This is a genomic window from Salinimicrobium sp. CAU 1759 (assembly GCF_054482715.1).
Window position 1 is genome coordinate 307,137 of the sequence record NZ_JBTLRK010000003.1, and the last position, 23,553, is coordinate 330,689.

Below are 23,553 nucleotides of genomic sequence, written 5' to 3' on the forward strand. Positions count from 1 at the left end.
TCTTATTTTTATTTTTTTGGAAGGAAAACTTCGGCTAACATACAGCGGGCACTACCTCCTCCACAAGTTTCAATTGTGGTGAGATCACTACTTAAGATCTCGCAATGTTTTTCAATAGCAGCTATTTGAACCGGAAGTAGGCTTTTTCTTGCAGCTTCACTCATCACCAAATATTTCTTTCCTTCAGCACCCTGCACCTGCAGCATATTTCCTGCATAATGATGCAGTTGAGCTTCTGATATCTGTATGATCTCTTTGCCATCTGTTTTCAAATGCTTCACCACATTCTTTCGCTCTTTGGGATCATCTATACTGTCTAAACAGATCACCGCAAAATTTTCTGCCAGGCACATCATCACGTTGGTATGGTAAATCGGCATCCTGCGCCCATCTACATCCTGATAAGCATTAAAAATTACAGGAGTAAGCTCAAAATCTTCACAAAACTCTATGAGCAATTCTTCATTAGCTCTTGGAGAAAGGGCACAATATGCTTTTTCATGTATTCGATCCAGAATTAAAACCCCGGTGGATTCGAGGAAAAGCTCCTCCTCCTCGGCACTGGTGTAGTCAATTACATCTTTGATTAAGTAACCTTCAGCTTCGATCTTTTCAAAGACCTCTGCACGACGCTCCCTTCTGCGATTTTCTGCAAAGAGAGGATAGAGCGCAGCTGTAGCATCTTCATGAAAGGTAACCCAATTGTTTGGGAAAATGGAATCGGGGGTATCAAGTTTTTCATCATCATCCACTGTGATAACGTTTACTCCTACACCTCTAAGCTTTTCTACAAAGGCATCAAATTCCTCCTGAGCTTTTCTATTGATCTGCTCATTGTCCAGGTGCAGACCTTCCTGGAAATAATTATTTACAGCCGTTTGCTCATTCATTCTAAAAGCAACCGGCCGCACCATTAAAACTGTATCTGTGATCTGTCTCATTAAAATTTTAATCTCTTATTAGAGGTAAAGTTGAACATCTCAACAATCCTTCTTGTTTGGCAATTTCGGCGTATGGTACCTCTTCCACTATCATGCCATTCTCTCTAAGCCAGGTATTGAGTCGGGTGAAATTTCTTTCGGAGATCACTACGTCTTCAGAAATTGAGAAGACGTTGGAATTCATATCATACATTTCCTGACGAGTGATTTCAAAGATGTTCTCTTTTCCGAAAAGATCAACAAGCCATTGATATTCTTCCTGATCAAGAAAACCATCTTTATAAATTATAGCTTTACCTTTCCCTACCGGCTGGAAACAGCAATCCAGGTGTAGAGCGTTATCACGAGCTTCGGTATTAGATTTTCTTAGATTAAAAGATTTCACCTTTTTATTAGGAAACATTTCCCGGAGATGCTCTACTCCTTTTAAGTTAGTTCGCGCCGTAATGAATTGAGGGTAATCTTCACCATAATAAGCACCTACAAAAAGATAATCATCATACAGCATCACATCTCCTCCTTCAACGTGAGCATCCTCGGGCAGAGAAAATACTTTGTCCTTATTTATTTTATCAATAACATACGAAATAGCTTCAATTTCCTCCTCCCTGTCGGGTAGAATATTGGCTTTGATAAATTTATCATCAATTACAAAGGCGATATCACGAGTAAAGATCTGGTTCAGATCCTTTACCAGCTTGGGCCTGTAAACGGTAACATCGTACTTCTCAAGAACTTCCCGTACAGCTTCCATTTCCTTGACCACATCCTCTTCTACAGGATAAGTACCGGCTTTGATATGTTCAGCCGATTTTGGATCGTAAGCATTCTCGTAATCGGGTGTAGGTCCAGGACTTACGGCTGTTCCGAGTACTACTGCTCTCAACCGTGAAGTTTCGTTTTTTATTTTCAGTTTCATATCCCCTAAATTTGCTGCAAATATAGTAAAAGGAATCATGCCTAAAAGGAGGTAAAAAGGCTTTGTTTAAAGCACATCTTCAGAAGTTCTTTTGTCCTTTTAATTTTTGTCGGCAGATAATAAGAAAAATATTTTTTAAAAAAGTAGAAATTGCCACTAACCAAAAAGCTCCGCATATTGCGGAGCTTTTAAACTAAACCTTTTGCAGATATTACCTATTCTCGATCTCTTTAAAAGATCTTTTAGTTTCTCCAATGTAGATCTGTCTTGGACGACCAATGGGCTCTTTTCTAAGTCTCATTTCTCTCCATTGAGCAATCCAACCCGGCAGACGTCCTACAGCAAACATTACAGTAAACATTTCTGTCGGTATTCCCATTGCACGATAAATGATTCCAGAATAGAAATCAACATTTGGATAAAGTTTTCTGTCAATAAAATATTGATCTTCCAATGCAGCTTTTTCAAGCCCTTTAGCAATTTCAAGGATTGGATCCTCAACTCCTAATTGTCCAAGAACTTCATCGGCAGCCTTTTTAATAATTCTGGCTCTTGGATCAAAGTTCTTATAAACCCTGTGACCAAAGCCCATCAATCTAAAGGGATCATCTTTATCTTTTGCTTTAGCTATAAATTTAGAGGTATCTCCTCCATCTGCTTTTATTTCCTCAAGCATTTCGATCACAGCCTGGTTTGCGCCACCGTGAAGTGGTCCCCAAAGCGCAGAAACCCCTGCAGAAATGGAAGCAAATAAACCTGCATGCGATGAACCAACTATTCTAACCGTTGAAGTAGAACAGTTCTGTTCGTGATCTGCATGAAGAATGAGTAACTTATCTAATGCATTGACTACAACTTTGTTCTGCTTGTAGTTCTTCTTAGGATTGTCATCCTGAAACATCATTTTAAGCAAACTTTCTACGTAGCCGATGTTTGTATCTTTATTATAAAGCACCTGATCATTCTTCTTACGCAAAGTCCAGGCAGCCAATACAGGAAACTTTGCAAGGATCTTTACAATGGCCTTGTACATATCCTCTTCAGATTCTACATTGACCGATTTTGGATTAAATGCAGTAAGGGCACTCGTAAGAGATGATAGAACTCCCATAGGGTGAGCTGAATTAGGAAAACCTTTTAAAACAGTTTTCATATCCTCATTTACAATACTTTGATCAAGAATATCGGTATTGAACTTTTGAAGTTGAATTTCTGTTGGGAGTTCTCCAAAGATTAACAGGTAAGCTACTTCCAGGAAATCAGCTTTTTCAGCTAATTCCTCGATGGAATATCCGCGGTACCTCAAGATGCCTTCTTCTCCATCCAAAAAAGTTATTGCACTCTCGCAAGAGCCGGTATTTTTATATCCGGGATCCAGGGTGACAGCCCCGCTCTGGCCCCTTAATGAAGTAATATCCAGGGCAACTTCTTTCTCTGTGCCAACAACCAAGGGCAGGTCATAGGTCTTTCCATCTATCTTTAGTGTAGCTACTTTTGACATATTTTTTATGGATTTGCTTATGATTTATTTTAAGGATTGCTAATTTACAAAATTCTGTCCAGATTTTTGGGGACTGAAATTCCTTTTCCTGGACTTCAAAAGAATAGGAAATTGCACAGAAAAGTTTAGTAACAGCAGGACTTCTTGACTCTTGTCCTCTAATAATGAACCTTTTAAAATTAACTAGCCAATACTTTTAAAAAAATGACGAGGATCATATCTTTATAAGAAAAGCCCCTCACGACGGTGAAGGGCTTCAATTGAAAGATGGAAAAGTTGTTATTTCTGGATCTTAAAAGCTTTTTCCTGCGGAAAATATGCAACACTTCCTAACTCCTCCTCAATACGAAGTAGCTGATTATATTTTGCCATACGATCACTTCGGGAAGCAGATCCTGTTTTGATTTGTCCGGTGTTAAGAGCTACTGCAAGATCGGCAATAGTGTTATCTTCCGTTTCTCCGGAACGGTGTGACATTACAGAAGTATAGCCGGCATTGTGCGCCATATTCACAGCCGAGATAGTTTCGGTCAATGTTCCAATCTGGTTAACTTTAATAAGAATAGAATTAGCTATTTTATTCTCAATTCCACGGGAAAGACGTTCAACATTTGTTACAAAGAGGTCATCTCCAACCAACTGCACCTTATCACCTACCTTTTCGGTAAGGGCTTTCCAGCCATCCCAGTCATTTTCATCCATCCCGTCCTCAATAGAGATAATAGGATATTTAGAAGCTAATTCTGCAAGATATTCCGCCTGCTCTTCACTGCTTCTTACTTTTCCTGACTCTCCCTCGAATTTGGTATAATCATATTTTCCATTTACATAGAATTCGGCGGCAGCACAGTCCAGAGCGATCATAACTTCTTCACCCGGTTTATAACCTGCATTCTTGATAGACTGCAAAATCGTATCCAAGGCATCTTCCGTCCCGTCCAGAGTGGGCGCAAATCCACCTTCATCTCCAACAGCTGTACTTAATCCTCTTTCGTGGAGTACTTTCTTTAAATTATGAAAGATCTCTGTACCCATTTTCAATGCTTCGGAAAAATTATTTGCCTTTACCGGCATTACCATGAACTCCTGAAATGCAATAGGAGCATCACTGTGAGATCCCCCATTAATAATATTCATCATTGGAACAGGAAGTGTATTGGCACTTACCCCACCAACGTATCGGTAAAGAGGCATATTCAGCTCATTTGCTGCTGCTTTTGCCACTGCAAGAGAAACGCCGAGAATGGCATTAGCTCCAAGCTTTGATTTATTTGAAGTTCCATCTAATTCTATCATTGCTTGATCAATGATATTTTGATCAAAGACAGAATAACCCAGCAGTTCTTCAGCAATAATCTCGTTCACATTTTTTACTGCTTTAGACACTCCTTTACCCATGTAAGCATCACCACCGTCACGAAGCTCTACTGCTTCATGTTCTCCTGTTGATGCCCCCGAAGGCACTGCCGCTCTTCCTACAATTCCGTTCTCTGTTTCTACGTCAACTTCTACTGTCGGATTCCCTCGGGAATCAAAAATTTGACGTGCATGAATATTTATAATTATGCTCATATGGTCTATTTTTAATTAATTTTCTTTTTTTGGTACTGCAAGATACGAATACTTCAAAAAAATAGTAAAAGGCTAAGCCTTTAGTTCATAGGAATTAGGAGAAATTTATTAACGAATACGTTATAGCAGAAAAAGAAATCCCCGCTATTGCGGGGATTTAAATTATTGCTTCTCTTTTATTAGATTGTGAATGAATTCATCGAAGAGATAGTGGGCATCATTTGGTCCCGGACTAGCCTCGGGATGATACTGGACCGAAAAACAGTTTTTGTTCTTAAGTCTGATCCCGGCCACTGTACCGTCATTGAGATGGGTGTGCGTTACCACAACTTCAGGGTGGGCTTCTGTTTCCTCTTTATTAACTGAAAATCCATGGTTCTGTGAGGTGATTTCCCCCTTGCCGGTCTCCAAATTCATTATGGGATGGTTAATCCCCCTGTGGCCATGATGCATTTTATAGGTAGATATTCCATTAGCTAATGCAATTACCTGGTGACCAAGACAAATCCCGAAGAGAGGCTTATCATCTGCAATTATATCTTTTGCAACCTGGACTGCGCTCTCTAATGGTTGAGGATCTCCGGGACCATTGGATAACAAATATCCCTGTGCACCCCACTCTTTCATTTCGACATAAGAAGTATTATAAGGATAGACCTTACAATATACATCTCTCTTGGAAAGATGCTTTAAAATGCTCTTTTTGACACCTATATCAAGAACTGCCACTTTAAATCTCGCAGACTCATCTCCAAAGAAGTACGGCTCCTTTGTTGAAACTTTTGAAGCTAATTCAAGACCATTCATGTCTGGTACTGCAGATAGTTCTTTTTTAAGAGCCTCAAGATCCTCAATCTCTGTCGTAATCACAGCGTTCATAGCTCCATTTTCTCTAATATAGGTGACCAGGGCTCTGGTATCCACATCGGAAATAGCAAAAAGATCACTGCGGTCGAGAAATTGTCTCAAAGTCTCATCTGCCGCCGGACGAGTTTGATAATAACTAAAATTCTTACAAATGAGTCCGGAGATCTGGGCAGTTTCTGCCTCCTTTTCCTCCTCATTGGCACCATAGTTACCAATATGAGCATTGGTAGTAACAATAATCTGCCCAAAGTAAGAAGGATCTGTAAAAATTTCCTGGTATCCGGTCATGCCGGTGTTGAAACAAACTTCCCCAAATGCTTTTCCGTCCTTGTCGCCAACAGCTTTTCCGTGAAAAATTGTGCCGTCTTCAAGGAGTAGAATGGCTTTTTTGCGTGCTTGGTATTTCATAATTACTTCCTATTAATCATTTACAAAACTACCATATTTGACAGAGATAATTTTGCGGGTTTAACTTTTAAAAATGTTCTTTAAAATTACCTTTTTTGAAGACCTAGGTTATAGGGTATAAAAAAAGGATAAGCTTTAATGGCTTATCCTTTTTAAAATTTATGATGAAAGATTCATTGCTATTCCTCGTTTCCTTCGGTTTTCTTTTCTTCAGTAGAAGCTTCCGGCTTCGGCTGAGGTGCATCGGTAGATTTCTTACTTCTTCCTGCTCTACGAGTAGATTTTTTCTTCTCCGGCTTGTTTACATTGTAGATCTCATTGTAATCCACAAGTTCGATAAGTGCCATATCTGCATTATCACCTAACCTGTTACCCAGTTTAATGATACGAGTATATCCACCCGGACGATCACCCACTTTAGGAGCTACTTCGCGGAACAATTCAGAAATTGCATTTTTGTCACGCAATTTTGAAAATACCAATCTTCTGTTGTGAGTTGTGTCTTCTTTAGACTTCGTAACCAAGGGCTCAACAAACTGCTTCAAAGCTTTTGCTTTTGCAACAGTGGTGTTTATTCTTTTATGTTCAATTAAAGAACAAGCCATGTTTGCCAACATCGCCTTGCGATGCGCTGTTTGTCTACCTAAGTGGTTTGTTTTTTTTCCGTGTCTCATGACATTTTTTGTTTCATCATCTTGCTACGACCCTTTTTGAGGAGCAGACTATGATGGTTGAAATTAATATTATTTACCAGTTGCGTGTTAATCGCGACTAGTCTTTATCAAGTTTATATTTTGAAAGATCCATTCCAAAGTTCAATCCCTTATTGTTTACCAGCTCTTCAAGCTCAGTAAGAGATTTCTTTCCAAAGTTTCTAAACTTCATAAGATCGTTCTTGTTGTAAGATACCAGATCACCAAGAGTATCAACTTCAGCAGCCTTAAGACAGTTCAAAGCTCTAACTGAAAGATCCATATCTACCAGTTTAGTCTTAAGTAACTGACGCATGTGAAGGGACTCTTCATCGTAAGTTTCAGTCTGTGCAATCTCATCGGCCTCCAAAGTAATGCGTTCATCAGAGAACAACATAAAGTGGTGGATCAAAGTCTTGGCAGCTTCAGTAAGGGCTTCCTTAGGATGAATAGAACCATCTGTTGAGATCTCAAAAACCAGCTTTTCATAGTCGGTTTTTTGTTCAACCCTATAGTTTTCGATGCTGTACTTTACATTCTTTACAGGAGTGTAAATAGAATCTGTATAGATCGTACCGATAGGTGCATTAGGCTTCTTATTTTCTTCAGCAGGAACGTATCCTCTACCCTTTTCTACAGTAACTTCCATATTAAGGTTTACCTTCTTATCCATGTTACAGATCACAAGATCTGGATTAAGGATCTGGAAACCTGAAATGAACTTCTGGAAGTGTCCTGCAGTTAGTTGCTCTTGACCAGATACAGAAATGGTAACGGCTTCATTGTCTATTTCATCAATTTGCCTTTTAAACCTGATCTGCTTTAGATTCAAGATAATTTCGGTTACGTCTTCTACTACCCCCGGGATAGTTGAGAATTCATGCTCTACACCTTCCATGCGAACAGAGGTGATAGCGAACCCTTCAAGTGAAGATAAAAGTACTCTTCTTAGAGCGTTACCAACAGTCAATCCATAACCTGGCTCCAAAGGGCGAAATTCAAATTTCCCTTCGAAATCGGTTGAATCAATCATTATAACTTTATCGGGCTTCTGAAAATTTAATATTGCCATATTACGACTTCTGTGAATTATTATTTCGAATATAATTCGACGATGAATTGTTCATTTATATTTTCCGGAATTTGTACTCTTCCGGGTACAGAAACATATGTTCCCTGCTTGGTCTCATTGTTGAATGTGATCCATTCGTAAACACTGCTGGAATTAGCCAATGAATCCAGGATGGCAGTTAAGGATTTTGATTTCTCTCTTACTCCTACAACATCTCCTGCCTTTAGCTGGTAAGAAGGAATATTAACCAATTCACCGTTTACAGTGATATGCCTGTGAGAAACTAATTGTCTTGCAGCACGTCTTGAAGGGGCGATTCCCATTCTATAAACAACGTTATCTAAACGAGACTCACATAATTGTAAAAGAACCTCACCGGTAATTCCCTGTGCACGGGTTGCTTTTTCAAACATGTTTCTGAATTGACGCTCAAGGATACCGTAAGTATACTTAGCTTTTTGCTTCTCCATTAACTGGATAGCATATTCAGATTTTTTACCGCGACGACGGTTGTTACCGTGTTGTCCCGGAGGATAGTTTCTTTTTTCGAATGATTTGTCATCTCCGAAAATAGCTTCCCCGAATTTACGGGCGATTTTAGTCTTTGGACCAGTATATCTTGCCATTGAAAAATTTGTTATAAAGCAAGCGATCGTGGAATTAAGGTCACTGTCCTTCGCAGATCTCTTTGCTTACTTTTATTATACTTATTTAATTAAACTCTACGTCTTTTTGGAGGACGACATCCATTGTGTGGAAGTGGAGTAACATCGATAATCTCAGTTACTTCAATTCCTGCATTGTGAAGGGAACGAATTGCAGATTCTCTACCGTTTCCTGGTCCTTTCACATAAACTTTCACTTTACGAAGACCAGCTTCGTGAGCTACTTTTGATGCGTCTTCTGCAGCCAACTGTGCTGCATAAGGAGTGTTTTTCTTTGATCCTCTAAAGCCCATTTTACCGGCAGAAGACCAGGAGATAACGTCTCCTTTTTTATTGGTCAACGAAATGATAATGTTGTTGAAAGAAGCAGTAACATGCGCTTCTCCAATTGACTCAACATTTACCTTGCGTTTCTTTTGAGTTACTTTAGCTTTTGCCATCCTACTTATTATTTAGTTGCTTTCTTTTTGTTTGCAACTGTTTTTCTTCTTCCTTTTCTGGTTCTGGAGTTATTCTTGGTACGTTGTCCTCTTAACGGAAGCCCCGCTCTGTGACGAATACCTCTGTAACTTCCAATATCCATTAAGCGCTTGATGCTCAATTGGATCTCTGAACGTAATTCCCCTTCAATTTTAAAGGAGCCAACAGCTTCACGGATCTTTCCGATCTCATCATCGTTCCAGTCTGAAACTTTCTTTCCTTCTTCAACGTTGGCCTCTTTAAGAATTTCCTGAGCTCTGCTCTTTCCAATTCCGAAGATATAGGTCAATGCTATAACGCCTCGCTTTTGTTTTGGTATATCAACACCTGCAATTCTAGCCATAACTACCCTTGTCTTTGTTTAAATTTTGGATTCTTTTTGTTAATCACGTACAGTCTGCCTTTTCTTCGCACAATTTTGCACTCGGCACTTCTTTTTTTAATTGATGCTCTAACTTTCATAGTTATTAGTATCTGTAAGTTATTCGAGCCTTAGATAAATCGTACGGGCTCATTTCTAATTTCACTTTGTCCCCAGGCAATAACTTAATGTAATGCATTCGCATTTTACCTGAAATATGCGCGGTCACAACATGACCATTCTCTAATTCCACCCGGAACATCGCATTTGACAATGCTTCAATGATCGTTCCGTCTTGTTCTATTGCCGATTGTTTTGCCATTATGCTACTGCTTTTCTGTTTTTACCGGTTTTCATAAGACCATCATAGTGTCTGTTCAACAGGTAAGAATTAACCTGCTGCATGGTATCGATTGCAACTCCTACCATAATTAACAATGATGTTCCTCCAAAGAACAAAGCCCATCCGGCCTGTACTCCCAAAAGGGAAACGATAATAGCAGGGAACACTGCGATAAGCGCTAAGAAAACAGAACCCGGCAGGGTGATTTGCGACATGATGCGATCCAAAAACTCAGCAGTTTCAGTTCCAGGTCTAATTCCCGGGATAAAACCACCGCTTCTCTTAAGATCATCTGCCATTTTATTGGTAGGCACAGTAATCGCGGTGTAAAAGTACGTAAAAATAATAATTAACAACGCGAACACCAGATTGTACCAAAAGCCGAAGATATCACTAAAGGCAGCAGTCACTCCTTGTGCAGTTTCAGACTGTGACAGTCCTGCAACTGCAGCCGGAATAAACATAATTGCCTGGGCAAAAATGATCGGCATAACTCCAGAAGCGTTTAGCTTCAATGGAATATATTGTCTTGACCCAAATACATTCTTTTCATATCCTCCGGTAGCAGTTCTTCTTGCATATTGTACAGGTATCTGTCGTACAGCCATAACCAACATTACAGATGCCAGGATGATAGCAAACCAGATCACAAGTTCAATAAGGATCATGATCAATCCACCATTTGATTCAAATACTCTTGAGGCAAATTCCTGAATGAATGCTTGTGGTAGGGTGGCAATAATACCAACCATAATTAAAAGCGAGATACCGTTACCAATACCTTTATCGGTAATTTTCTCACCTAACCACATTGCAAATATGGTACCTGTCGCAAGAATGATAACAGATGATGCCACAAACGTTACCGTGCTTCCAAGTAGAAAGGCACTTGAAGGCAGAGTAGCAAAGAGGTTATAAATGTAGCCTGGTCCCTGTACAAGTGTGATAGCAATAGTTAACCAACGAGTAATTTGATTGATCCTTCTACGACCACTTTCTCCTTCCTTCTGTAACTTCTGAAGATAAGGAACTGCAATACCCATCAACTGCACCACAATAGATGCAGAAATGTAGGGCATAATACCTAATGCAAACACAGATGCATTTGAAAACGCACCTCCTGTGAAAGCGTTTAGTAAACCAAGCAGTCCACCATCTGTTTGAGTGGCGAGGTTAGCTAATTGAGACGCATCAATGCCCGGAAGCACTACCTGTGCCCCAAAACGATACACCAACAACAAACCAAGGGTTACTAAAATTCTATTTTTTAGCTCCTCGATTTTCCAGATATTCTTTAATGTATTGATGAATTTCATTGTTATCTATTATAAGGTAACGGCTTCACCACCAGCAGCTTCAATAGCTTGCTTTGCGGATGCAGTAAATTTATGAACAGATATTTTCAACTTAGCTTTTAATTCACCTCTACCTAATATCTTTACCAATTCGTTTTTTCCGGCCAATCCATTCTCTACAAGAACATTCATGTCAACCGTATCGGTAATTCTACCTTCATCTACCAAAGATTGCAGAGTATCAAGATTGATCCCCTGATAATCCTTACGGTTGATGTTGTTGAATCCGAATTTAGGAACACGTCTTTGAAGAGGCATTTGCCCTCCTTCAAATCCAATTTTCCTTGAGTAACCAGAACGTGACTTGGCACCTTTATGACCACGGGTGGCTGTACCACCTTTACCTGATCCTTCACCACGCCCAACACGCTTGTTGTTACTTTGAACTGAACCTTTCGCAGGTTTTAAGTTACTTAAATCCATGTGAATTTCTTATTTTGTTTCCTCAACGGAAACCAAGTGATTTACTTTATTTACCATACCAAGGATGTTTGGCGTATTCTCATGCTCCACAACCTGACCAAGCTTTCTTAGTCCAAGTGCTTCCAAAGTACGTTTTTGGTTTTGAGTGCGTTTGATAGCACTTTTTACCTGTGTAACTTTAATCTTTCCCATTTTTCCTTGTATTATCCTTTAAAAACCTTTTCAAGTGAGATTCCACGTTGCTTAGCGACAGTCTCTGCACTTCTCAATTGAAGCAATGCATCAAAAGTTGCTTTCACCACGTTGTGAGGGTTAGAAGAACCCTGGTTCTTAGAAAGCACATCGTGAACTCCAACAGATTCAAGCACTGCACGAATTGCACCACCAGCAATAACTCCGGTACCGGGTGCAGCAGGCAATAGCATTACTCTTGCTCCACCGTATTTACCTTTTTGCTCGTGAGGCAGGGTACCCTTATTAAGCGGGATACGCACCAGGTTTTTCTTTGCGTCTTCTACTGCTTTAGAAATAGCATCGGCTACTTCCTTTGATTTTCCTAACCCGTGGCCTACAACACCATTTTCATCACCTACAACTACAATTGCAGAAAAGCCGAATGCTCTACCACCCTTAGTAACTTTAGTAACACGTTGCACACCAACCAAACGGTCTTTTAATTCAAGTCCTCCTGGCTTTACAAGTTCTACGTTTTTATAATCCTGATACATACTTTTAGAATTTTAGTCCTCCTTCGCGAGCACCTTCTGCTAATGATTTTACTCTTCCGTGATAAAGGTAACCTCCTCTGTCAAAAGAAATCGTCTCTATCCCGGCCTTTAAAGCTTTTTCAGCAATAGCTTTTCCAACCAATGCCGCCTGCTCTATTTTATTCTCTACAGTCGCAGATGCAACTTCTTTATCTCTCGAAGATGCAGCTACCAAGGTCTTCCCGTCAACATCATTCACAATTTGAGCATAAATTTCTTTATTGCTTCTGAAAATGGAAAGTCTTGGACGGCCTTGAGTACCGCTAATATCTCTTCTGATCCTTTTCTTGATCTTTGTTCTTCTATCTTGTTTTGAAACTGCCATAATCTTACTTATTAAGCTGATTTACCTGCTTTTCTTCTTAACTGTTCACCTTTGAACTTGATACCTTTACCTTTGTAAGGTTCCGGTGCACGGAAAGATCTGATCTTTGCAGCTACCTGGCCTACTAGTTGTTTATCATGTGAAGTCAATTTCACAATAGGGTTCTTACCTTTATCTGAAATTGTCTCCACTTTTACTTCGGGAGCCAAATCTAAGATAATGTTATGAGAGTACCCAACTGCCAGATCCAATTTTTGACCCTGATTGGACGCTCTATATCCCACACCAACCAATTCAAGCTCATGTGTAAATCCATTAGAAACACCTTCGATCATGTTATTGATCAAAGCACGGTAAAGACCGTGTTTTGCCTTGTGCTCTTTCTTATCTGAAGGGCGCTCAAAAGTAATTACTCCATCCTCGATTTTAATATCGATCTCCGAGTACTCCTGAGTAAGTTCCCCTAATTTTCCTTTTACCGTAACAATTCCGTCTTTAATGTCTACTGTAACACCTTGTGGAATTGTGATTGGACTTTTACCTATTCTGGACATTTCTTTTCGTCTTTAAATATTAGTAAACGTAGCACAATACCTCACCACCAACTTTTTCCTGTTGTGCCTGCTTTCCGGTCATAACACCATGAGAAGTAGAAACAATAGCAATTCCAAGGCCGTTAAGGATACGAGGAAGTTCATTGGCACCGGCATATTTACGTAAACCGGGTTTACTTATGCGCTGAATTTTCTTGATAACAGGCTCTTTTGTAACCTTATCATATTTTAGTGCAATTTTGATAGTACCTTGAGCGGTAGAGTCATCAAATTTGTAACTAAGGATATAACCCTGATCAAAAAGAATCTTAGTAATTTCCTTTTTAAGATTAGAAGCAGGGATCTCCACCACTCTGTGGTTTGCAGCAACCGCATTTCTAATTCTTGTCAAATAATCTGCAATAGGATCTGTATTCATCTATTTCAATTTGCGAAAGTGGTTTTCCCTTGTTACTAACAGGGGAACCTTCTCCCAATTTATATTCTTACCAACTCGCCTTTTTAACACCTGGGATCAAACCGCTATTAGCCATTTCTCTAAAAGTAACACGGTTAATTCCGAATTGTCTCATGTACCCTCTTGGCCTTCCGGTTAATTTGCAACGATTGTGCAAACGTACAGGAGATGAGTTTTTTGGAAGTTTTTGTAATGCTTCATAATCTCCGGCTTCTTTTAAAGCCTTACGTTTTTCAGCATACTTTTCAACCAATTTTTGTCTCTTCACCTCACGGGCTTTCATTGATTCTTTAGCCATAATTAATTCTTTTTAAAAGGTAATCCCAGTTCGGTTAACAATGATTTTGCTTCTTTATCGGTGTTGGCACTGGTCACAAAGGTAATATCCATACCATTGATCCTGTTTACTTTATCGATATCTATCTCAGGAAAGATAATTTGCTCGGTCACACCAAGGTTGTAATTACCTCTACCATCAAAACCTGTAGCCTTTATCCCGTTAAAATCACGAACACGTGGTAGTGCCGAAGTGATCAAACGATCCAGGAATTCATACATTCTTTCTCCGCGCAAGGTAACTTTCGCCCCAATTGGCATTCCTTTACGAAGCTTAAAAGAAGCAACATCCTTTTTAGATATGGTAGCAACCGCTTTTTGACCGGTAATAGCTGTAAGCTCATCTACAGCATGGTCAATAAGTTTCTTATCTGCAACAGCAGCTCCAACTCCACGGCTCACAACTATCTTTTGTAGTTTTGGAACCTCCATAACATTGGAGTAGCTGAATTCTTCTGTAAGAGAAGAGATCACTCTCTCTTTATACTCTTTCTTAAGTCTTGGTTCGTACGCCATAACTAAATTACTTCATTGGATTTTTTGGAAAACCTTACTTTCTTATCATCCTCTGTTCTATATCCAACCCTGGTAGTATCACCATTTTTGTCTATCAAAGAAAGATTGGAAATATGAACAGGTGCTTCCTTCTTCTTAATTCCACCTTGTGGATTTGATGCACTTGGTTTCTCATGTTTGGAAACCATATTTACACCTTCCACAATAGCTTTGTTCTTATCCAAAAATACCTGCTGTACTTTCCCTTCCTGACCCTTGTGGTCTCCGGCAATTACGCGAACAGTATCTCCGGTTTTTATTTTAAGCTTTTTCATCTTATTTCTGTATTAAAGCACTTCTGGTGCTAATGATACAATCTTCATGAATTGCTTATCACGAAGTTCACGTGCTACAGGTCCAAACACACGTGTTCCTCTCATCTCCCCAGCAGGGTTTAGAAGAACACACGCGTTATCATCAAAACGGATATAAGATCCATCTGGTCTGCGCACTTCTTTTTTGGTACGAACAACAACTGCTGTTGAAACTGCACCTTTCTTTACGTTTCCATTAGGTGTAGCTTCTTTAACACTGACAACGATCTTGTCTCCAACAGAAGCGTATCTTCTATTTGTACCGCCCAATACGCGAATAACTAAAACTTCTTTAGCTCCGGTATTGTCTGCAACTCTTAATCTAGACTCTTGTTGTACCATAATTACTTCGCTCTTTCAATTATTTCTACTAATCTCCAGCATTTAGATTTACTCAAAGGACGAGTTTCCATGATCCTTACAGTATCTCCAATGTTGCAGTCGTTTGTTTCATCGTGTGCCACGTATTTCTTCGTTTTCAAAACGAACTTTCCATACATGGGGTGTTTTACTTTCTTAGTTTCAGAAACCACAATAGACTTCATCATCTTATTACTGGTAACAACACCTATACGTTCTTTTCTTAAGTTTCTTTTTTCCATTTTCAGCAGAATAACACTTATTGTTGTTCTCTTTTAGTTAACTCTGTAGCAATACGCGCTATAGATCTTCTTACAGTTCTCAACTGTATTGGGTTCTCTAATGGCGATACTGCGTGAGCCATTTTAAGATCGGAATATGCTTTCCTTGACTTACCAAGTTCTTCCTGTAATTCTGCTACAGACAATTCTCTAACTTCTGATTGTTTCATAACGTTTCTTATTAAGCTTGATAATCTCTAGCTACAATGAACTTAGTTTTTACAGGAAGTTTTTGAGCCGCCAGGCGTAAAGCCTCTTTAGCAACATCAAAAGGCACACCTCCTACTTCAAAAAGTATTCTTCCGGGTTTTACAACTGCAGCCCAATATTCAACGGCACCCTTACCTTTACCCATACGCACTTCAAGAGGCTTTTTTGTAATAGGCTTATCTGGAAATATTTTAATCCACAGTGAACCTTCCCTCTTCATATAACGTGTAGCAGCAATACGCGCAGCTTCAATTTGTCTGGCAGTCACAAAATTTGAGTCTAATGACTTGATCCCAAAAGTTCCGTTTGAAAGTCTGTGTCCTCTCTGAGAAACACCTTTCATACGGCCCTTTTGCATTTTGCGATATTTTGTTCTTTTAGGCTGTAACATTTTTCTTTACTTTAAAAAATTACTTTCTACGACGTGATTTTGGTGCACCACTTCGTCCGGTTCCGGTTTTTCCTCCTTGTTTTTTGGCCATGCCAACAAGTGGAGAAAGTTCTCTTTTACCGTATACCTCACCTTTCATGATCCATACTTTGATACCCAATCTACCATAAGTAGTGTGAGCTTCAACCAAAGCATAATCAATATCGGCTCTAAATGTTGACAATGGAATTCTACCATCCTTGTATGATTCTGAACGAGCCATTTCTGCCCCATTCAAACGCCCGGAGATCTCAATTTTGATCCCTTCAGCATTCATCCTCATTGCAGCCGCAATAGCCATTTTAATTGCACGACGGTAAGAGATACGATTCTCGATCTGCCTTGCAACACTAGAAGCCACTAAGTGAGCATCAAGTTCTGGCCTTTTAATTTCAAAGATGTTGATTTGAACTTCCTTGTCGGTAATTTTTTTAAGCTCTTCCTTAAGCTTGTCTACCTCCTGACCGCCTTTACCAATAATGATACCAGGACGGGCTGTGGTGATAGTAACGGTTACAAGCTTTAGAGTACGCTCAATAATTACTCTGGATACACTCGCTTTAGAAAGACGAGCATGGATATATTTTCTAATCTTATCGTCTTCGGCTAATTTGTCGCCGTAGTCATTTCCTCCGTACCAGTTGGATTCCCATCCTCTAATGATACCAAGACGATTCCCGATTGGATTTGTTTTCTGTCCCATACTCTTAACTAGCTTTGTGTATTATTGTTTGCTCCTAGAACCAATGTCACATGGTTGGAACGTTTTCTAATTCTATGTGCGCGACCCTGTGGTGCAGGACGTAGCCTCTTTAGCATACTCCCTCCATCTACACGAATCTCTTTTACAAACAACTCTGCATCTTCAATGCTCGCATCTTCGTTCTTAGACTGCCAGTTAGCAATTGCCGACAATAACAGCTTCTCAAGACTCTTAGACGCATCTTTAGAATTGAATTTCAAAATATGAAGCGCTCTTTCTACTTTTTCACCACGAACCAGGTCTGCAACCAGACGCATTTTTCTTGGCGAAGTAGGGCAGTTATTCAGTTTTGCAAAAGCTATCTGCTTGTTAGCCTCTTTAATTTGCTCTGCTCTTTCTCTTTTACGAACTCCCATAGCTTCAATTATTTTTTACCTTTATTCTTAGCACCAGCATGACCTCTAAAAGATCTTGTTGGTGAAAATTCACCTAATTTGTGACCTACCATGTTCTCGGTAATGTACACAGGAACGAATTGACGTCCGTTGTGCACAGCAATAGTTTGCCCAACAAAATCCGGAGTGATCATAGAAGCCCTTGACCAGGTCTTAATAACCGCTTTCTTTCCTGACTCTGTATTTTGAGCTACTTTTTGCTCCAGTTTATAGTGAACGTAAGGTCCTTTTTTTAATGAACGTGCCATATCTTATTATTTCTTTCTACGTTCTACAATATATTTATTACTCGACTTCGTTTTAGAACGGGTTCTAAATCCTTTAGCAGGAATACCTTTTCTAGAACGTGGGTGACCTCCGGAAGCACGACCTTCACCACCACCCATTGGGTGATCTACCGGGTTCATTACAACCGGTCTTGTTCTCGGTCTTCTACCCAACCATCTGTTCCTACCAGCCTTACCTGATACTAACAACTGGTGGTCACTGTTTGAAACAGCACCAATAGTTGCCACACAGCTGGCCAATACTCTTCGGATCTCTCCTGAAGGTAATTTAATGGTTGCGTATTTTCCTTCCCTGGCCATTAGCTGAGCAAAGGCTCCAGCACTTCGAGCCATAACCGCTCCTTGTCCTGGCCTAAGCTCGATACAAGAGATAATAGTACCCAAAGGAATATTTGACAAAGGCATAGCATTTCCAATTTCCGGCGCTACCTCTTCCATTCCAGATACTATGTTCTGCCCAACCTGAAGTCCATTTTGAGCAATAATATATCGTTTCTCACCATCCTGATAATTCAATAGTGCGATAAAAGCCGTTCTGTTTGGATCATACTCAATAGAAGCAACAGTAGCAGGAATTCCCTGCTTGTCTCTTTTAAAGTCTATAATCCTGTAACGTTTTTTGTGACCACCACCAATGTAGCGCATGGTCATCTTTCCTTGACTGTTTCTACCACCAGATCTTTTGTTCGGAGCTAATAAACTCTTCTCCGGCTTATCAGTAGTGATTGCGTCAAATCCATTCACTACTCTAAAACGCTGACCAGGGGTAATTGGTTTTAATTTTCTAACTGACATTTTTTAATCTTAGAGATTACTATACAAATCAATAGTTTCACCTTCCGCCACCTGTACTAGTGCTTTTTTATAAGCGCTGGTTTTACCAGTGACAACACCCGTTTTAGTATAACGTGTTTTTCTGTCTGGGCGGACGTTAATGGTACGAACTTTAGTAACTGAAACACCATAAGCAGACTCAACTGCGTCTTTTATTTCAATCTTATTCGCCTTATTATCAACTACAAAAGCGTACTTATTGTTAAGCTCGCTATCTGCTGTAGCTTTCTCTGTAATAATAGGTTTTATTAAGATACTCATAATGCTTATTTACTTAAATTCGACTCAATTCCTTCTAGAGACCCCTCTAAAAACACAAGATTATTTGCGTTTAAAATTTTGTAAGTACTTAATTCTGAAGCACTTACAACCTCAGAGGCCTTTAAATTGCGTGACGACAAATATACGTTTTTATTCGAGTCACCCAACACTATCAAAGATTTTTTACTTTCCAGTCCTAAAGCCTTCAAAACATCAATGAAATTTTTAGTTTTTGGAGTGTCAAATGAAAAATCTTCTACAACTATTATGGAGTTGTCATTTGCCTTCATAGACAGGGCAGATTTTCTTGCCAGTCTCTTAAGGTTTTTGTTCAACTTAAAAGAGTAGTTTCGTGGTCTTGGACCAAAAACTCTACCTCCACCTTTAAAGATAGGAGACTTAATACTTCCCGCACGGGCAGTACCTGTTCCTTTTTGCTTTTTGATCTTACGAGTAGAACCTGAGATCTCTGCACGCTCTTTTGCCTTGTGAGTACCTTGGCGTTGATTTGCCAGGTATTGCTTCACATCAAGATAAACAGCATGGTTGTTAGGCTCAACTGCAAAAACAGCATCAGAAAGGTTTGCCTTTCTTCCTGTTTCTTTTCCTTTTATATCTAAAACTGCTACTTCCATTACTTATGAATGATTACGTAAGAGTTCTTATGACCAGGAACAGCTCCTTTTACAACAAGCAAGTTCTTATCGGCCACTACTTTTAAAACTCTAAGGTTTTCTACTTTTACTTTATCGCCACCCATTCTACCGGCCATTCTCATCCCTTTGAATACTCTCGCAGGATAAGAAGCAGCACCAATAGAACCTGGAGCTCTTAATCTGTTATGCTGACCGTGAGTAGCCTGTCCAACTCCACCAAATCCGTGACGTTTTACAACTCCCTGAAAACCTTTCCCTTTTGAAACACCGGAAACGTCAACAAATTCACCTTCAACAAAATGCTCTACAGTGATAGTATCACCTAGTTTGTGCTCTCCTTCAAATCCCTTGAATTCAACGACTTTGCGCATTGCTGCGGCTCCGGCTTTTTTAGCATGCCCTTCAGCAGCCTTATTAGCAGTCTTTTTGTCATCGAAACCAAGTTGAAGAGCTTCATACCCGTCAACCTCTTTGGTTCTGACTTGGGTAATTACGCATGGTCCTGCTTCAATCACGGTACAAGGGACATTCTTCCCGTTCTCGTCAAAAATGCTGGTCATGCCAATCTTTTTTCCTATTAACCCAGACATAATTAATTATTAGTTATTAATATTTATTTATCTAAAAATATTCAGGATTGAAAAACACTTCCAATCCTGAATGTATTTTTCACCGTTTTTCCCTTGCTTAAAGCTCGGGACATGTATGGCCACGAAACCTGTTCGAAGCCGTGAGTGTTATCACACTTTAATCTCCACCTCTACTCCACTTGGCAATTCAAGTTTCATTAAGGCATCGATAGTTTTGGAAGAAGAACTGTAGATATCCAAAAGTCTTTTATAAGAACTTAATTGGAACTGCTCTCTGGACTTCTTGTTAACGTGCGGAGAACGTAATACAGTAAATATCTTCTTGTGAGTTGGCAATGGAATAGGTCCTGTTACCACAGCTCCCGTACTTTTTACGGTTTTCACGATCTTTTCGGCAGATTTGTCTACCAGGTTGTGATCGTAAGATTTTAGTTTTATTCTGATTTTCTGACTCATTTTCCTGATAATTATTCGTTAGAGGTACCCTTTTCTGCCTTCATGATCGCTTCTGAAATATTAGAAGGAGTTTCAGCATAATGAGAGAATTCCATAGTAGAAGTTGCACGTCCCGAAGAAAGGGTACGCAATGTAGTAACATATCCAAACATCTCAGATAACGGCACTTCAGCTTTAATAACTTTTGCACCAGATCTGTCAGACATGTTATTCACTTGTCCACGACGTCTGTTCAAATCCCCTACTATATCACCCATGTTTTCTTCAGGTGTAACCACCTCTACTTTCATAATTGGCTCAAGGATCACAGCTCCAGCTTTCTTAGCAGCAACTTTATATCCCATTTTCGCAGCCAATTCGAACGAAAGTTGATCCGAATCCACAGGGTGGAAAGATCCATCCTTAAGAACTACCTTTAAAGTATCCATTGTAAAACCAGCCATAGGCCCGGTCTTCATAGCCTCTTTAAATCCTTTTTCTACAGAAGGAATAAATTCTTTTGGAATACGACCACCTTTGATCTCATCAACGAATTGAAGTCCAGGCCCCTTGAAATCTTCGTCTGCAGGTCCTAATGTAAATACAATGTCTCCAAATTTACCACGACCACCAGATTGCTTTTTATAAACCTCTCTGTGATCTGCTGTTTTAGTAACAGTTTCTTTGTATTCAACACGCGGTTGTCCTTCATTTACCTCAACCTTAAACTCTCTTTTCAAACGGTCTACAAGAATTTCAAGGTGAAGTTCACCCATTCCTGAAATTATCGTTTGTCCGGAGACCTCATCAGTCTTAACCTGAAAAGTTGGATCCTCTTCAGCTAGTTTAGCCAAAGCCATACCCATCTTATCAACGTCTGCCTTTGTTTTAGGCTCAACAGAAATACCAATAACAGGATCAGGGAAAGACATAGATTCCAACACAATTGGATGCTTCTCGTCTGTTAGGGTATCCCCAGTCTTAATATCTTTAAATCCAACAGCAGCACCAATATCTCCAGCTTCAATTCTGTCAATTGGCTGCTGTTTGTTTGCATGCATCTGATAGATACGTGAGATACGCTCTTTTTTTCCGGAACGGTTGTTCTGAACATAAGAACCTGCATCTAACGCACCTGAATATACTCTAAAGAACGCCAAACGACCAACAAAAGGATCTGTAGCAATCTTAAAAGCTAAAGCTGAAAAAGGAGAATCAACGTGCGGCTTACGACTTTCTTCTTTTTCTGTATCTGGATTGACACCAACGATAGCCTCAACATCAACCGGTGAAGGAAGATAACGCATTACAGCATCCAACATAGCTTGAACCCCCTTATTCTTAAAGGCAGATCCACACATCATTGGAATAATGGACATATCGATTGTTGCAGCTCTTAAAGCAGCAATAATTTCGTCTTCAGTAATAGAATTCTCATCTTCGAAGAACTTCTCCATCAACGCCTCATCATATTCAGCTACTGCCTCAACAAGCTCGGCTCTGTATTTGTTTACATCTCCTTCAAGTTCAGCAGGAATATCAATAGTCTCGTAAGTCATTCCGAAGTCCTCTTCATTCCAAACAATAGCCTTTTTGGAAATAAGATCAACCACTCCTTTGAAGTCGATTTCATCACCAATAGGAATTTGAAGCGGGACAGGATTTCCTCCCAACATTTCTTTTACCTGCTTGATCACGTTAAAAAAGTCTGCACCCTGACGGTCCATCTTATTAACAAATCCAAGTCTTGGTACGCGATATTTATCAGCTTGCCTCCAAACAGTTTCAGATTGAGGCTCAACACCATCAACCGCACTGAAAAGAGCAACCATTCCATCAAGAACACGTAGCGAACGCTCTACTTCAACAGTAAAGTCAACGTGTCCCGGTGTATCAATAATATTTACAGTGTATTCCTGATCGCGGTAATTCCACTTACAGTGGGTAGCAGCCGAAGTAATGGTAATCCCACGCTCCTGCTCCTGCTCCATCCAGTCCATTGTAGCTGCACCATCATGCACCTCACCGATCTTATGACTAATACCGGTATAGAAAAGAATACGCTCTGTAGTTGTGGTCTTACCTGCATCAATATGCGCCGCAATACCAATATTTCGTGTGAATTTTAAATCTCTTTGTGCCATGTTTTAGAATCTAAAGTGAGAGAATGCTTTGTTAGCCTCAGCCATCTTATGGGTATCCACCCTCTTCTTAACAGCCGCACCTTCTTCCTTAGCCGCAGCGAGGATTTCAGCCGCAAGTCTTTGCGCCATAGATTTCTCGTTACGCTTTCTCGAGTAAGAGATCAACCACTTCATTGCAGTTGAAACCTTACGGTCTGGTCTAATCTGCATTGGAATTTGAAAAGTAGCACCCCCAACCCTACGACTACGCACTTCCACGTGAGGCATAACGTTAGAAAGAGCATCTTTCCACAGCTCTAAAGCAGTTTTTTCTTCATCTTGTTTTTTCTCCTCTACAATGGCAATTGCATCGTAAAAAACTTTAAAGGCAACAGATTTTTTACCATCCCACATCATCATGTTAACAAAACGCGTTACTAACTGATCGTTAAACTTTGGATCTGGTAAAAGTGGCCTTTTTTTAGCCTGTCTTTTTCTCATTTCTTCTTTGTAATAAGTTAATTGTTACTTGCCGTGGAAATACTACTATTTCTTAGGCTTTTTAGCACCATACTTGGAACGTCTCTGGGTTCTTCCTGCAACACCGGCAGTATCCAGAGCACCACGTACAATATGATACCTAACTCCAGGCAAATCTTTAACTCTTCCGCCTCTAACCAATACTATCGAGTGCTCCTGGAGGTTGTGACCTTCACCGGGAATGTAAGCGTTCACCTCTTTACCATTGGTCAACCTTACCCTCGCTACTTTTCTCATAGCAGAGTTTGGTTTCTTAGGTGTAGTGGTGTAAACACGAGTACATACTCCCCGTCTTTGAGGGCACGAATCCAAAGCAGCCGATTTACTCTTCTTGGTAATTGTGGCTCTTCCTTTTCGTACTAATTGTGAAATTGTTGGCATAATTTCTTTTACACTAATTATTTATTTGATATAACCCCTTTTTTAAAAAGGTCTGCAAAGGTAGAAATAAAACCCAATAATTCAAATCTTAATAAATTAA

General features: G+C 39.8%; 37 protein-coding genes. All 37 read right to left on the minus strand.

Translation table 11 applies throughout. The annotated features are described in order from the left end of the window. Positions 1–8: 8 nt before the first annotated feature. Complete coding sequence (gene ctlX, locus ACXYMT_RS14665) at positions 9–941, minus strand: citrulline utilization hydrolase CtlX (RefSeq protein ID WP_459059846.1); 933 nt, start codon at positions 939–941, stop codon at positions 9–11. 7 nt (positions 942–948) lie between these two features. Beyond that, on the minus strand, positions 949–1,860 hold the full coding sequence (locus ACXYMT_RS14670; protein ID WP_459059847.1) for a dimethylarginine dimethylaminohydrolase family protein: 912 nt from the start codon (positions 1,858–1,860) through the stop codon (positions 949–951). A gap of 211 nt (positions 1,861–2,071) precedes the next feature. Beyond that, positions 2,072–3,361, minus strand: coding sequence for a citrate synthase (locus tag ACXYMT_RS14675; protein ID WP_459059848.1), 1,290 nt, complete (start codon positions 3,359–3,361; stop codon positions 2,072–2,074). A 279-nt stretch (positions 3,362–3,640) separates the two neighbouring features. Further along, positions 3,641–4,933, minus strand: coding sequence for a phosphopyruvate hydratase (gene eno, locus ACXYMT_RS14680; RefSeq protein WP_459059849.1), 1,293 nt, complete (start codon positions 4,931–4,933; stop codon positions 3,641–3,643). 162 nt (positions 4,934–5,095) lie between these two features. Then, positions 5,096–6,208 carry a glutamine-hydrolyzing carbamoyl-phosphate synthase small subunit gene (gene carA / locus ACXYMT_RS14685; RefSeq protein ID WP_459059850.1) on the minus strand — a complete coding sequence of 371 codons (1,113 nt, stop codon included), beginning with the start codon at positions 6,206–6,208 and terminating at the stop codon, positions 5,096–5,098. A gap of 179 nt (positions 6,209–6,387) precedes the next feature. Continuing rightward, positions 6,388–6,882, minus strand: a complete 495-nt coding sequence (rplQ, locus tag ACXYMT_RS14690) for a 50S ribosomal protein L17 (RefSeq protein WP_459059851.1) — start codon at positions 6,880–6,882, stop codon at positions 6,388–6,390. Positions 6,883–6,979: 97 nt separating this feature from the next. Next, positions 6,980–7,972 carry a DNA-directed RNA polymerase subunit alpha gene (locus tag ACXYMT_RS14695; RefSeq protein ID WP_324720658.1) on the minus strand — a complete coding sequence of 331 codons (993 nt, stop codon included), beginning with the start codon at positions 7,970–7,972 and terminating at the stop codon, positions 6,980–6,982. Positions 7,973–7,992: 20 nt separating this feature from the next. Then, a complete protein-coding gene (gene rpsD, locus ACXYMT_RS14700) occupies positions 7,993–8,598 on the minus strand; it encodes a 30S ribosomal protein S4 (RefSeq protein WP_459059852.1) in 606 nt (201 codons plus the stop codon). Positions 8,599–8,687: 89 nt separating this feature from the next. Continuing rightward, positions 8,688–9,077, minus strand: a complete 390-nt coding sequence (rpsK, locus tag ACXYMT_RS14705; RefSeq protein WP_459059853.1) for a 30S ribosomal protein S11 — start codon at positions 9,075–9,077, stop codon at positions 8,688–8,690. Between the two features lie 8 nt (positions 9,078–9,085). Next, on the minus strand, positions 9,086–9,460 hold the full coding sequence (gene rpsM, locus ACXYMT_RS14710; protein ID WP_459059854.1) for a 30S ribosomal protein S13: 375 nt from the start codon (positions 9,458–9,460) through the stop codon (positions 9,086–9,088). Between the two features lie 2 nt (positions 9,461–9,462). Beyond that, on the minus strand, positions 9,463–9,579 hold the full coding sequence (gene ykgO, locus ACXYMT_RS14715; RefSeq protein WP_037325435.1) for a type B 50S ribosomal protein L36: 117 nt from the start codon (positions 9,577–9,579) through the stop codon (positions 9,463–9,465). A gap of 5 nt (positions 9,580–9,584) precedes the next feature. Continuing rightward, entirely contained in the window at positions 9,585–9,800 is a 216-nt protein-coding gene (gene infA, locus ACXYMT_RS14720) for a translation initiation factor IF-1 (RefSeq protein ID WP_006988529.1), read from the minus strand. Continuing rightward, complete coding sequence (gene secY, locus ACXYMT_RS14725) at positions 9,800–11,137, minus strand: preprotein translocase subunit SecY (RefSeq protein WP_324720662.1); 1,338 nt, start codon at positions 11,135–11,137, stop codon at positions 9,800–9,802. The genes infA and secY overlap by 1 nt, the downstream gene beginning before the upstream one ends. 9 nt (positions 11,138–11,146) lie before the next feature. After that, complete coding sequence (gene rplO / locus ACXYMT_RS14730; RefSeq protein ID WP_459059855.1) at positions 11,147–11,599, minus strand: 50S ribosomal protein L15; 453 nt, start codon at positions 11,597–11,599, stop codon at positions 11,147–11,149. 9 nt (positions 11,600–11,608) lie between these two features. Then, positions 11,609–11,791, minus strand: coding sequence for a 50S ribosomal protein L30 (gene rpmD, locus ACXYMT_RS14735; protein ID WP_029037145.1), 183 nt, complete (start codon positions 11,789–11,791; stop codon positions 11,609–11,611). Positions 11,792–11,802: 11 nt separating this feature from the next. Continuing rightward, positions 11,803–12,327 carry a 30S ribosomal protein S5 gene (rpsE, locus tag ACXYMT_RS14740; RefSeq protein ID WP_029037144.1) on the minus strand — a complete coding sequence of 175 codons (525 nt, stop codon included), beginning with the start codon at positions 12,325–12,327 and terminating at the stop codon, positions 11,803–11,805. Positions 12,328–12,331: 4 nt separating this feature from the next. Further along, entirely contained in the window at positions 12,332–12,691 is a 360-nt protein-coding gene (gene rplR / locus ACXYMT_RS14745; RefSeq protein WP_228915676.1) for a 50S ribosomal protein L18, read from the minus strand. Between the two features lie 11 nt (positions 12,692–12,702). Next, positions 12,703–13,245, minus strand: coding sequence for a 50S ribosomal protein L6 (rplF, locus tag ACXYMT_RS14750; protein ID WP_459059856.1), 543 nt, complete (start codon positions 13,243–13,245; stop codon positions 12,703–12,705). A gap of 19 nt (positions 13,246–13,264) precedes the next feature. After that, a complete protein-coding gene (gene rpsH, locus ACXYMT_RS14755) occupies positions 13,265–13,663 on the minus strand; it encodes a 30S ribosomal protein S8 (protein WP_459059857.1) in 399 nt (132 codons plus the stop codon). Between the two features lie 67 nt (positions 13,664–13,730). Further along, positions 13,731–14,000 carry a 30S ribosomal protein S14 gene (gene rpsN, locus ACXYMT_RS14760; protein WP_324720667.1) on the minus strand — a complete coding sequence of 90 codons (270 nt, stop codon included), beginning with the start codon at positions 13,998–14,000 and terminating at the stop codon, positions 13,731–13,733. A gap of 2 nt (positions 14,001–14,002) precedes the next feature. Beyond that, the gene (rplE, locus tag ACXYMT_RS14765; protein WP_459059858.1) at positions 14,003–14,554 is read right to left on the minus strand and encodes a 50S ribosomal protein L5; all 552 of its coding nucleotides are present in this window, start codon (positions 14,552–14,554) and stop codon (positions 14,003–14,005) included. A 2-nt stretch (positions 14,555–14,556) separates the two neighbouring features. Beyond that, entirely contained in the window at positions 14,557–14,868 is a 312-nt protein-coding gene (gene rplX, locus ACXYMT_RS14770; protein ID WP_459059859.1) for a 50S ribosomal protein L24, read from the minus strand. 12 nt (positions 14,869–14,880) lie between these two features. Further along, the gene (rplN, locus tag ACXYMT_RS14775; RefSeq protein WP_029037137.1) at positions 14,881–15,249 is read right to left on the minus strand and encodes a 50S ribosomal protein L14; all 369 of its coding nucleotides are present in this window, start codon (positions 15,247–15,249) and stop codon (positions 14,881–14,883) included. Positions 15,250–15,251: 2 nt separating this feature from the next. After that, positions 15,252–15,509, minus strand: coding sequence for a 30S ribosomal protein S17 (gene rpsQ, locus ACXYMT_RS14780; RefSeq protein WP_093113468.1), 258 nt, complete (start codon positions 15,507–15,509; stop codon positions 15,252–15,254). 17 nt (positions 15,510–15,526) lie between these two features. After that, positions 15,527–15,718 (minus strand): 50S ribosomal protein L29, encoded by a 192-nt coding sequence (rpmC, locus tag ACXYMT_RS14785; RefSeq protein ID WP_097056535.1) that lies wholly within the window; start codon positions 15,716–15,718, stop codon positions 15,527–15,529. An 11-nt stretch (positions 15,719–15,729) separates the two neighbouring features. Further along, a complete protein-coding gene (gene rplP / locus ACXYMT_RS14790) occupies positions 15,730–16,149 on the minus strand; it encodes a 50S ribosomal protein L16 (protein ID WP_029035471.1) in 420 nt (139 codons plus the stop codon). Positions 16,150–16,168: 19 nt separating this feature from the next. Next, positions 16,169–16,891, minus strand: coding sequence for a 30S ribosomal protein S3 (gene rpsC / locus ACXYMT_RS14795; protein WP_459059860.1), 723 nt, complete (start codon positions 16,889–16,891; stop codon positions 16,169–16,171). Positions 16,892–16,899: 8 nt separating this feature from the next. Further along, positions 16,900–17,307 carry a 50S ribosomal protein L22 gene (rplV, locus tag ACXYMT_RS14800; RefSeq protein WP_324720672.1) on the minus strand — a complete coding sequence of 136 codons (408 nt, stop codon included), beginning with the start codon at positions 17,305–17,307 and terminating at the stop codon, positions 16,900–16,902. 8 nt (positions 17,308–17,315) lie between these two features. Next, positions 17,316–17,594 (minus strand): 30S ribosomal protein S19, encoded by a 279-nt coding sequence (gene rpsS / locus ACXYMT_RS14805; RefSeq protein ID WP_029037132.1) that lies wholly within the window; start codon positions 17,592–17,594, stop codon positions 17,316–17,318. 6 nt (positions 17,595–17,600) lie between these two features. Next, complete coding sequence (gene rplB / locus ACXYMT_RS14810; RefSeq protein ID WP_459059861.1) at positions 17,601–18,428, minus strand: 50S ribosomal protein L2; 828 nt, start codon at positions 18,426–18,428, stop codon at positions 17,601–17,603. 9 nt (positions 18,429–18,437) lie between these two features. Next, entirely contained in the window at positions 18,438–18,728 is a 291-nt protein-coding gene (rplW, locus tag ACXYMT_RS14815) for a 50S ribosomal protein L23 (protein ID WP_029037130.1), read from the minus strand. 5 nt (positions 18,729–18,733) lie between these two features. Beyond that, positions 18,734–19,363 carry a 50S ribosomal protein L4 gene (gene rplD / locus ACXYMT_RS14820; RefSeq protein WP_459059862.1) on the minus strand — a complete coding sequence of 210 codons (630 nt, stop codon included), beginning with the start codon at positions 19,361–19,363 and terminating at the stop codon, positions 18,734–18,736. Beyond that, a complete protein-coding gene (rplC, locus tag ACXYMT_RS14825; RefSeq protein WP_459059863.1) occupies positions 19,363–19,974 on the minus strand; it encodes a 50S ribosomal protein L3 in 612 nt (203 codons plus the stop codon). Before rplC ends, rplD begins: the two co-directional genes overlap by 1 nt. Before the next feature lie 150 nt (positions 19,975–20,124). Beyond that, on the minus strand, positions 20,125–20,430 hold the full coding sequence (rpsJ, locus tag ACXYMT_RS14830; protein WP_010181931.1) for a 30S ribosomal protein S10: 306 nt from the start codon (positions 20,428–20,430) through the stop codon (positions 20,125–20,127). Between the two features lie 11 nt (positions 20,431–20,441). After that, on the minus strand, positions 20,442–22,553 hold the full coding sequence (fusA, locus tag ACXYMT_RS14835) for an elongation factor G (RefSeq protein ID WP_459059864.1): 2,112 nt from the start codon (positions 22,551–22,553) through the stop codon (positions 20,442–20,444). 3 nt (positions 22,554–22,556) lie between these two features. Continuing rightward, complete coding sequence (rpsG, locus tag ACXYMT_RS14840; RefSeq protein WP_265162643.1) at positions 22,557–23,033, minus strand: 30S ribosomal protein S7; 477 nt, start codon at positions 23,031–23,033, stop codon at positions 22,557–22,559. Positions 23,034–23,078: 45 nt separating this feature from the next. Further along, positions 23,079–23,453 carry a 30S ribosomal protein S12 gene (gene rpsL, locus ACXYMT_RS14845; protein WP_029037125.1) on the minus strand — a complete coding sequence of 125 codons (375 nt, stop codon included), beginning with the start codon at positions 23,451–23,453 and terminating at the stop codon, positions 23,079–23,081. Positions 23,454–23,553 lie beyond the last annotated feature (100 nt).

What these genes read in the sequence shown, in the direction of transcription:
- ctlX (WP_459059846.1), bottom strand. Translation starts at nt 941, where the DNA reads ATGAGACAGATCACAGATACAGTTTTAATGGTGCGGCCGGTTGCTTTT.
- ACXYMT_RS14670 (WP_459059847.1), bottom strand. Translation starts at nt 1,860, where the DNA reads ATGAAACTGAAAATAAAAAACGAAACTTCACGGTTGAGAGCAGTAGTA.
- ACXYMT_RS14675 (WP_459059848.1), bottom strand. Translation starts at nt 3,361, where the DNA reads ATGTCAAAAGTAGCTACACTAAAGATAGATGGAAAGACCTATGACCTG.
- eno (WP_459059849.1), bottom strand. Translation starts at nt 4,933, where the DNA reads ATGAGCATAATTATAAATATTCATGCACGTCAAATTTTTGATTCCCGA.
- carA (WP_459059850.1), bottom strand. Translation starts at nt 6,208, where the DNA reads ATGAAATACCAAGCACGCAAAAAAGCCATTCTACTCCTTGAAGACGGC.
- rplQ (WP_459059851.1), bottom strand. Translation starts at nt 6,882, where the DNA reads ATGAGACACGGAAAAAAAACAAACCACTTAGGTAGACAAACAGCGCAT.
- ACXYMT_RS14695 (WP_324720658.1), bottom strand. Translation starts at nt 7,972, where the DNA reads ATGGCAATATTAAATTTTCAGAAGCCCGATAAAGTTATAATGATTGAT.
- rpsD (WP_459059852.1), bottom strand. Translation starts at nt 8,598, where the DNA reads ATGGCAAGATATACTGGTCCAAAGACTAAAATCGCCCGTAAATTCGGG.
- rpsK (WP_459059853.1), bottom strand. Translation starts at nt 9,077, where the DNA reads ATGGCAAAAGCTAAAGTAACTCAAAAGAAACGCAAGGTAAATGTTGAG.
- rpsM (WP_459059854.1), bottom strand. Translation starts at nt 9,460, where the DNA reads ATGGCTAGAATTGCAGGTGTTGATATACCAAAACAAAAGCGAGGCGTT.
- ykgO (WP_037325435.1), bottom strand. Translation starts at nt 9,579, where the DNA reads ATGAAAGTTAGAGCATCAATTAAAAAAAGAAGTGCCGAGTGCAAAATT.
- infA (WP_006988529.1), bottom strand. Translation starts at nt 9,800, where the DNA reads ATGGCAAAACAATCGGCAATAGAACAAGACGGAACGATCATTGAAGCA.
- secY (WP_324720662.1), bottom strand. Translation starts at nt 11,137, where the DNA reads ATGAAATTCATCAATACATTAAAGAATATCTGGAAAATCGAGGAGCTA.
- rplO (WP_459059855.1), bottom strand. Translation starts at nt 11,599, where the DNA reads ATGGATTTAAGTAACTTAAAACCTGCGAAAGGTTCAGTTCAAAGTAAC.
- rpmD (WP_029037145.1), bottom strand. Translation starts at nt 11,791, where the DNA reads ATGGGAAAGATTAAAGTTACACAGGTAAAAAGTGCTATCAAACGCACT.
- rpsE (WP_029037144.1), bottom strand. Translation starts at nt 12,327, where the DNA reads ATGTATCAGGATTATAAAAACGTAGAACTTGTAAAGCCAGGAGGACTT.
- rplR (WP_228915676.1), bottom strand. Translation starts at nt 12,691, where the DNA reads ATGGCAGTTTCAAAACAAGATAGAAGAACAAAGATCAAGAAAAGGATC.
- rplF (WP_459059856.1), bottom strand. Translation starts at nt 13,245, where the DNA reads ATGTCCAGAATAGGTAAAAGTCCAATCACAATTCCACAAGGTGTTACA.
- rpsH (WP_459059857.1), bottom strand. Translation starts at nt 13,663, where the DNA reads ATGAATACAGATCCTATTGCAGATTATTTGACAAGAATTAGAAATGCG.
- rpsN (WP_324720667.1), bottom strand. Translation starts at nt 14,000, where the DNA reads ATGGCTAAAGAATCAATGAAAGCCCGTGAGGTGAAGAGACAAAAATTG.
- rplE (WP_459059858.1), bottom strand. Translation starts at nt 14,554, where the DNA reads ATGGCGTACGAACCAAGACTTAAGAAAGAGTATAAAGAGAGAGTGATC.
- rplX (WP_459059859.1), bottom strand. Translation starts at nt 14,868, where the DNA reads ATGAAAAAGCTTAAAATAAAAACCGGAGATACTGTTCGCGTAATTGCC.
- rplN (WP_029037137.1), bottom strand. Translation starts at nt 15,249, where the DNA reads ATGGTACAACAAGAGTCTAGATTAAGAGTTGCAGACAATACCGGAGCT.
- rpsQ (WP_093113468.1), bottom strand. Translation starts at nt 15,509, where the DNA reads ATGGAAAAAAGAAACTTAAGAAAAGAACGTATAGGTGTTGTTACCAGT.
- rpmC (WP_097056535.1), bottom strand. Translation starts at nt 15,718, where the DNA reads ATGAAACAATCAGAAGTTAGAGAATTGTCTGTAGCAGAATTACAGGAA.
- rplP (WP_029035471.1), bottom strand. Translation starts at nt 16,149, where the DNA reads ATGTTACAGCCTAAAAGAACAAAATATCGCAAAATGCAAAAGGGCCGT.
- rpsC (WP_459059860.1), bottom strand. Translation starts at nt 16,891, where the DNA reads ATGGGACAGAAAACAAATCCAATCGGGAATCGTCTTGGTATCATTAGA.
- rplV (WP_324720672.1), bottom strand. Translation starts at nt 17,307, where the DNA reads ATGGGAGTTCGTAAAAGAGAAAGAGCAGAGCAAATTAAAGAGGCTAAC.
- rpsS (WP_029037132.1), bottom strand. Translation starts at nt 17,594, where the DNA reads ATGGCACGTTCATTAAAAAAAGGACCTTACGTTCACTATAAACTGGAG.
- rplB (WP_459059861.1), bottom strand. Translation starts at nt 18,428, where the DNA reads ATGTCAGTTAGAAAATTAAAACCAATTACCCCTGGTCAGCGTTTTAGA.
- rplW (WP_029037130.1), bottom strand. Translation starts at nt 18,728, where the DNA reads ATGAGTATCTTAATAAAACCTATTATTACAGAGAAAGCTACAGCAGAT.
- rplD (WP_459059862.1), bottom strand. Translation starts at nt 19,363, where the DNA reads ATGGAAGTAGCAGTTTTAGATATAAAAGGAAAAGAAACAGGAAGAAAG.
- rplC (WP_459059863.1), bottom strand. Translation starts at nt 19,974, where the DNA reads ATGTCTGGGTTAATAGGAAAAAAGATTGGCATGACCAGCATTTTTGAC.
- rpsJ (WP_010181931.1), bottom strand. Translation starts at nt 20,430, where the DNA reads ATGAGTCAGAAAATCAGAATAAAACTAAAATCTTACGATCACAACCTG.
- fusA (WP_459059864.1), bottom strand. Translation starts at nt 22,553, where the DNA reads ATGGCACAAAGAGATTTAAAATTCACACGAAATATTGGTATTGCGGCG.
- rpsG (WP_265162643.1), bottom strand. Translation starts at nt 23,033, where the DNA reads ATGAGAAAAAGACAGGCTAAAAAAAGGCCACTTTTACCAGATCCAAAG.
- rpsL (WP_029037125.1), bottom strand. Translation starts at nt 23,453, where the DNA reads ATGCCAACAATTTCACAATTAGTACGAAAAGGAAGAGCCACAATTACC.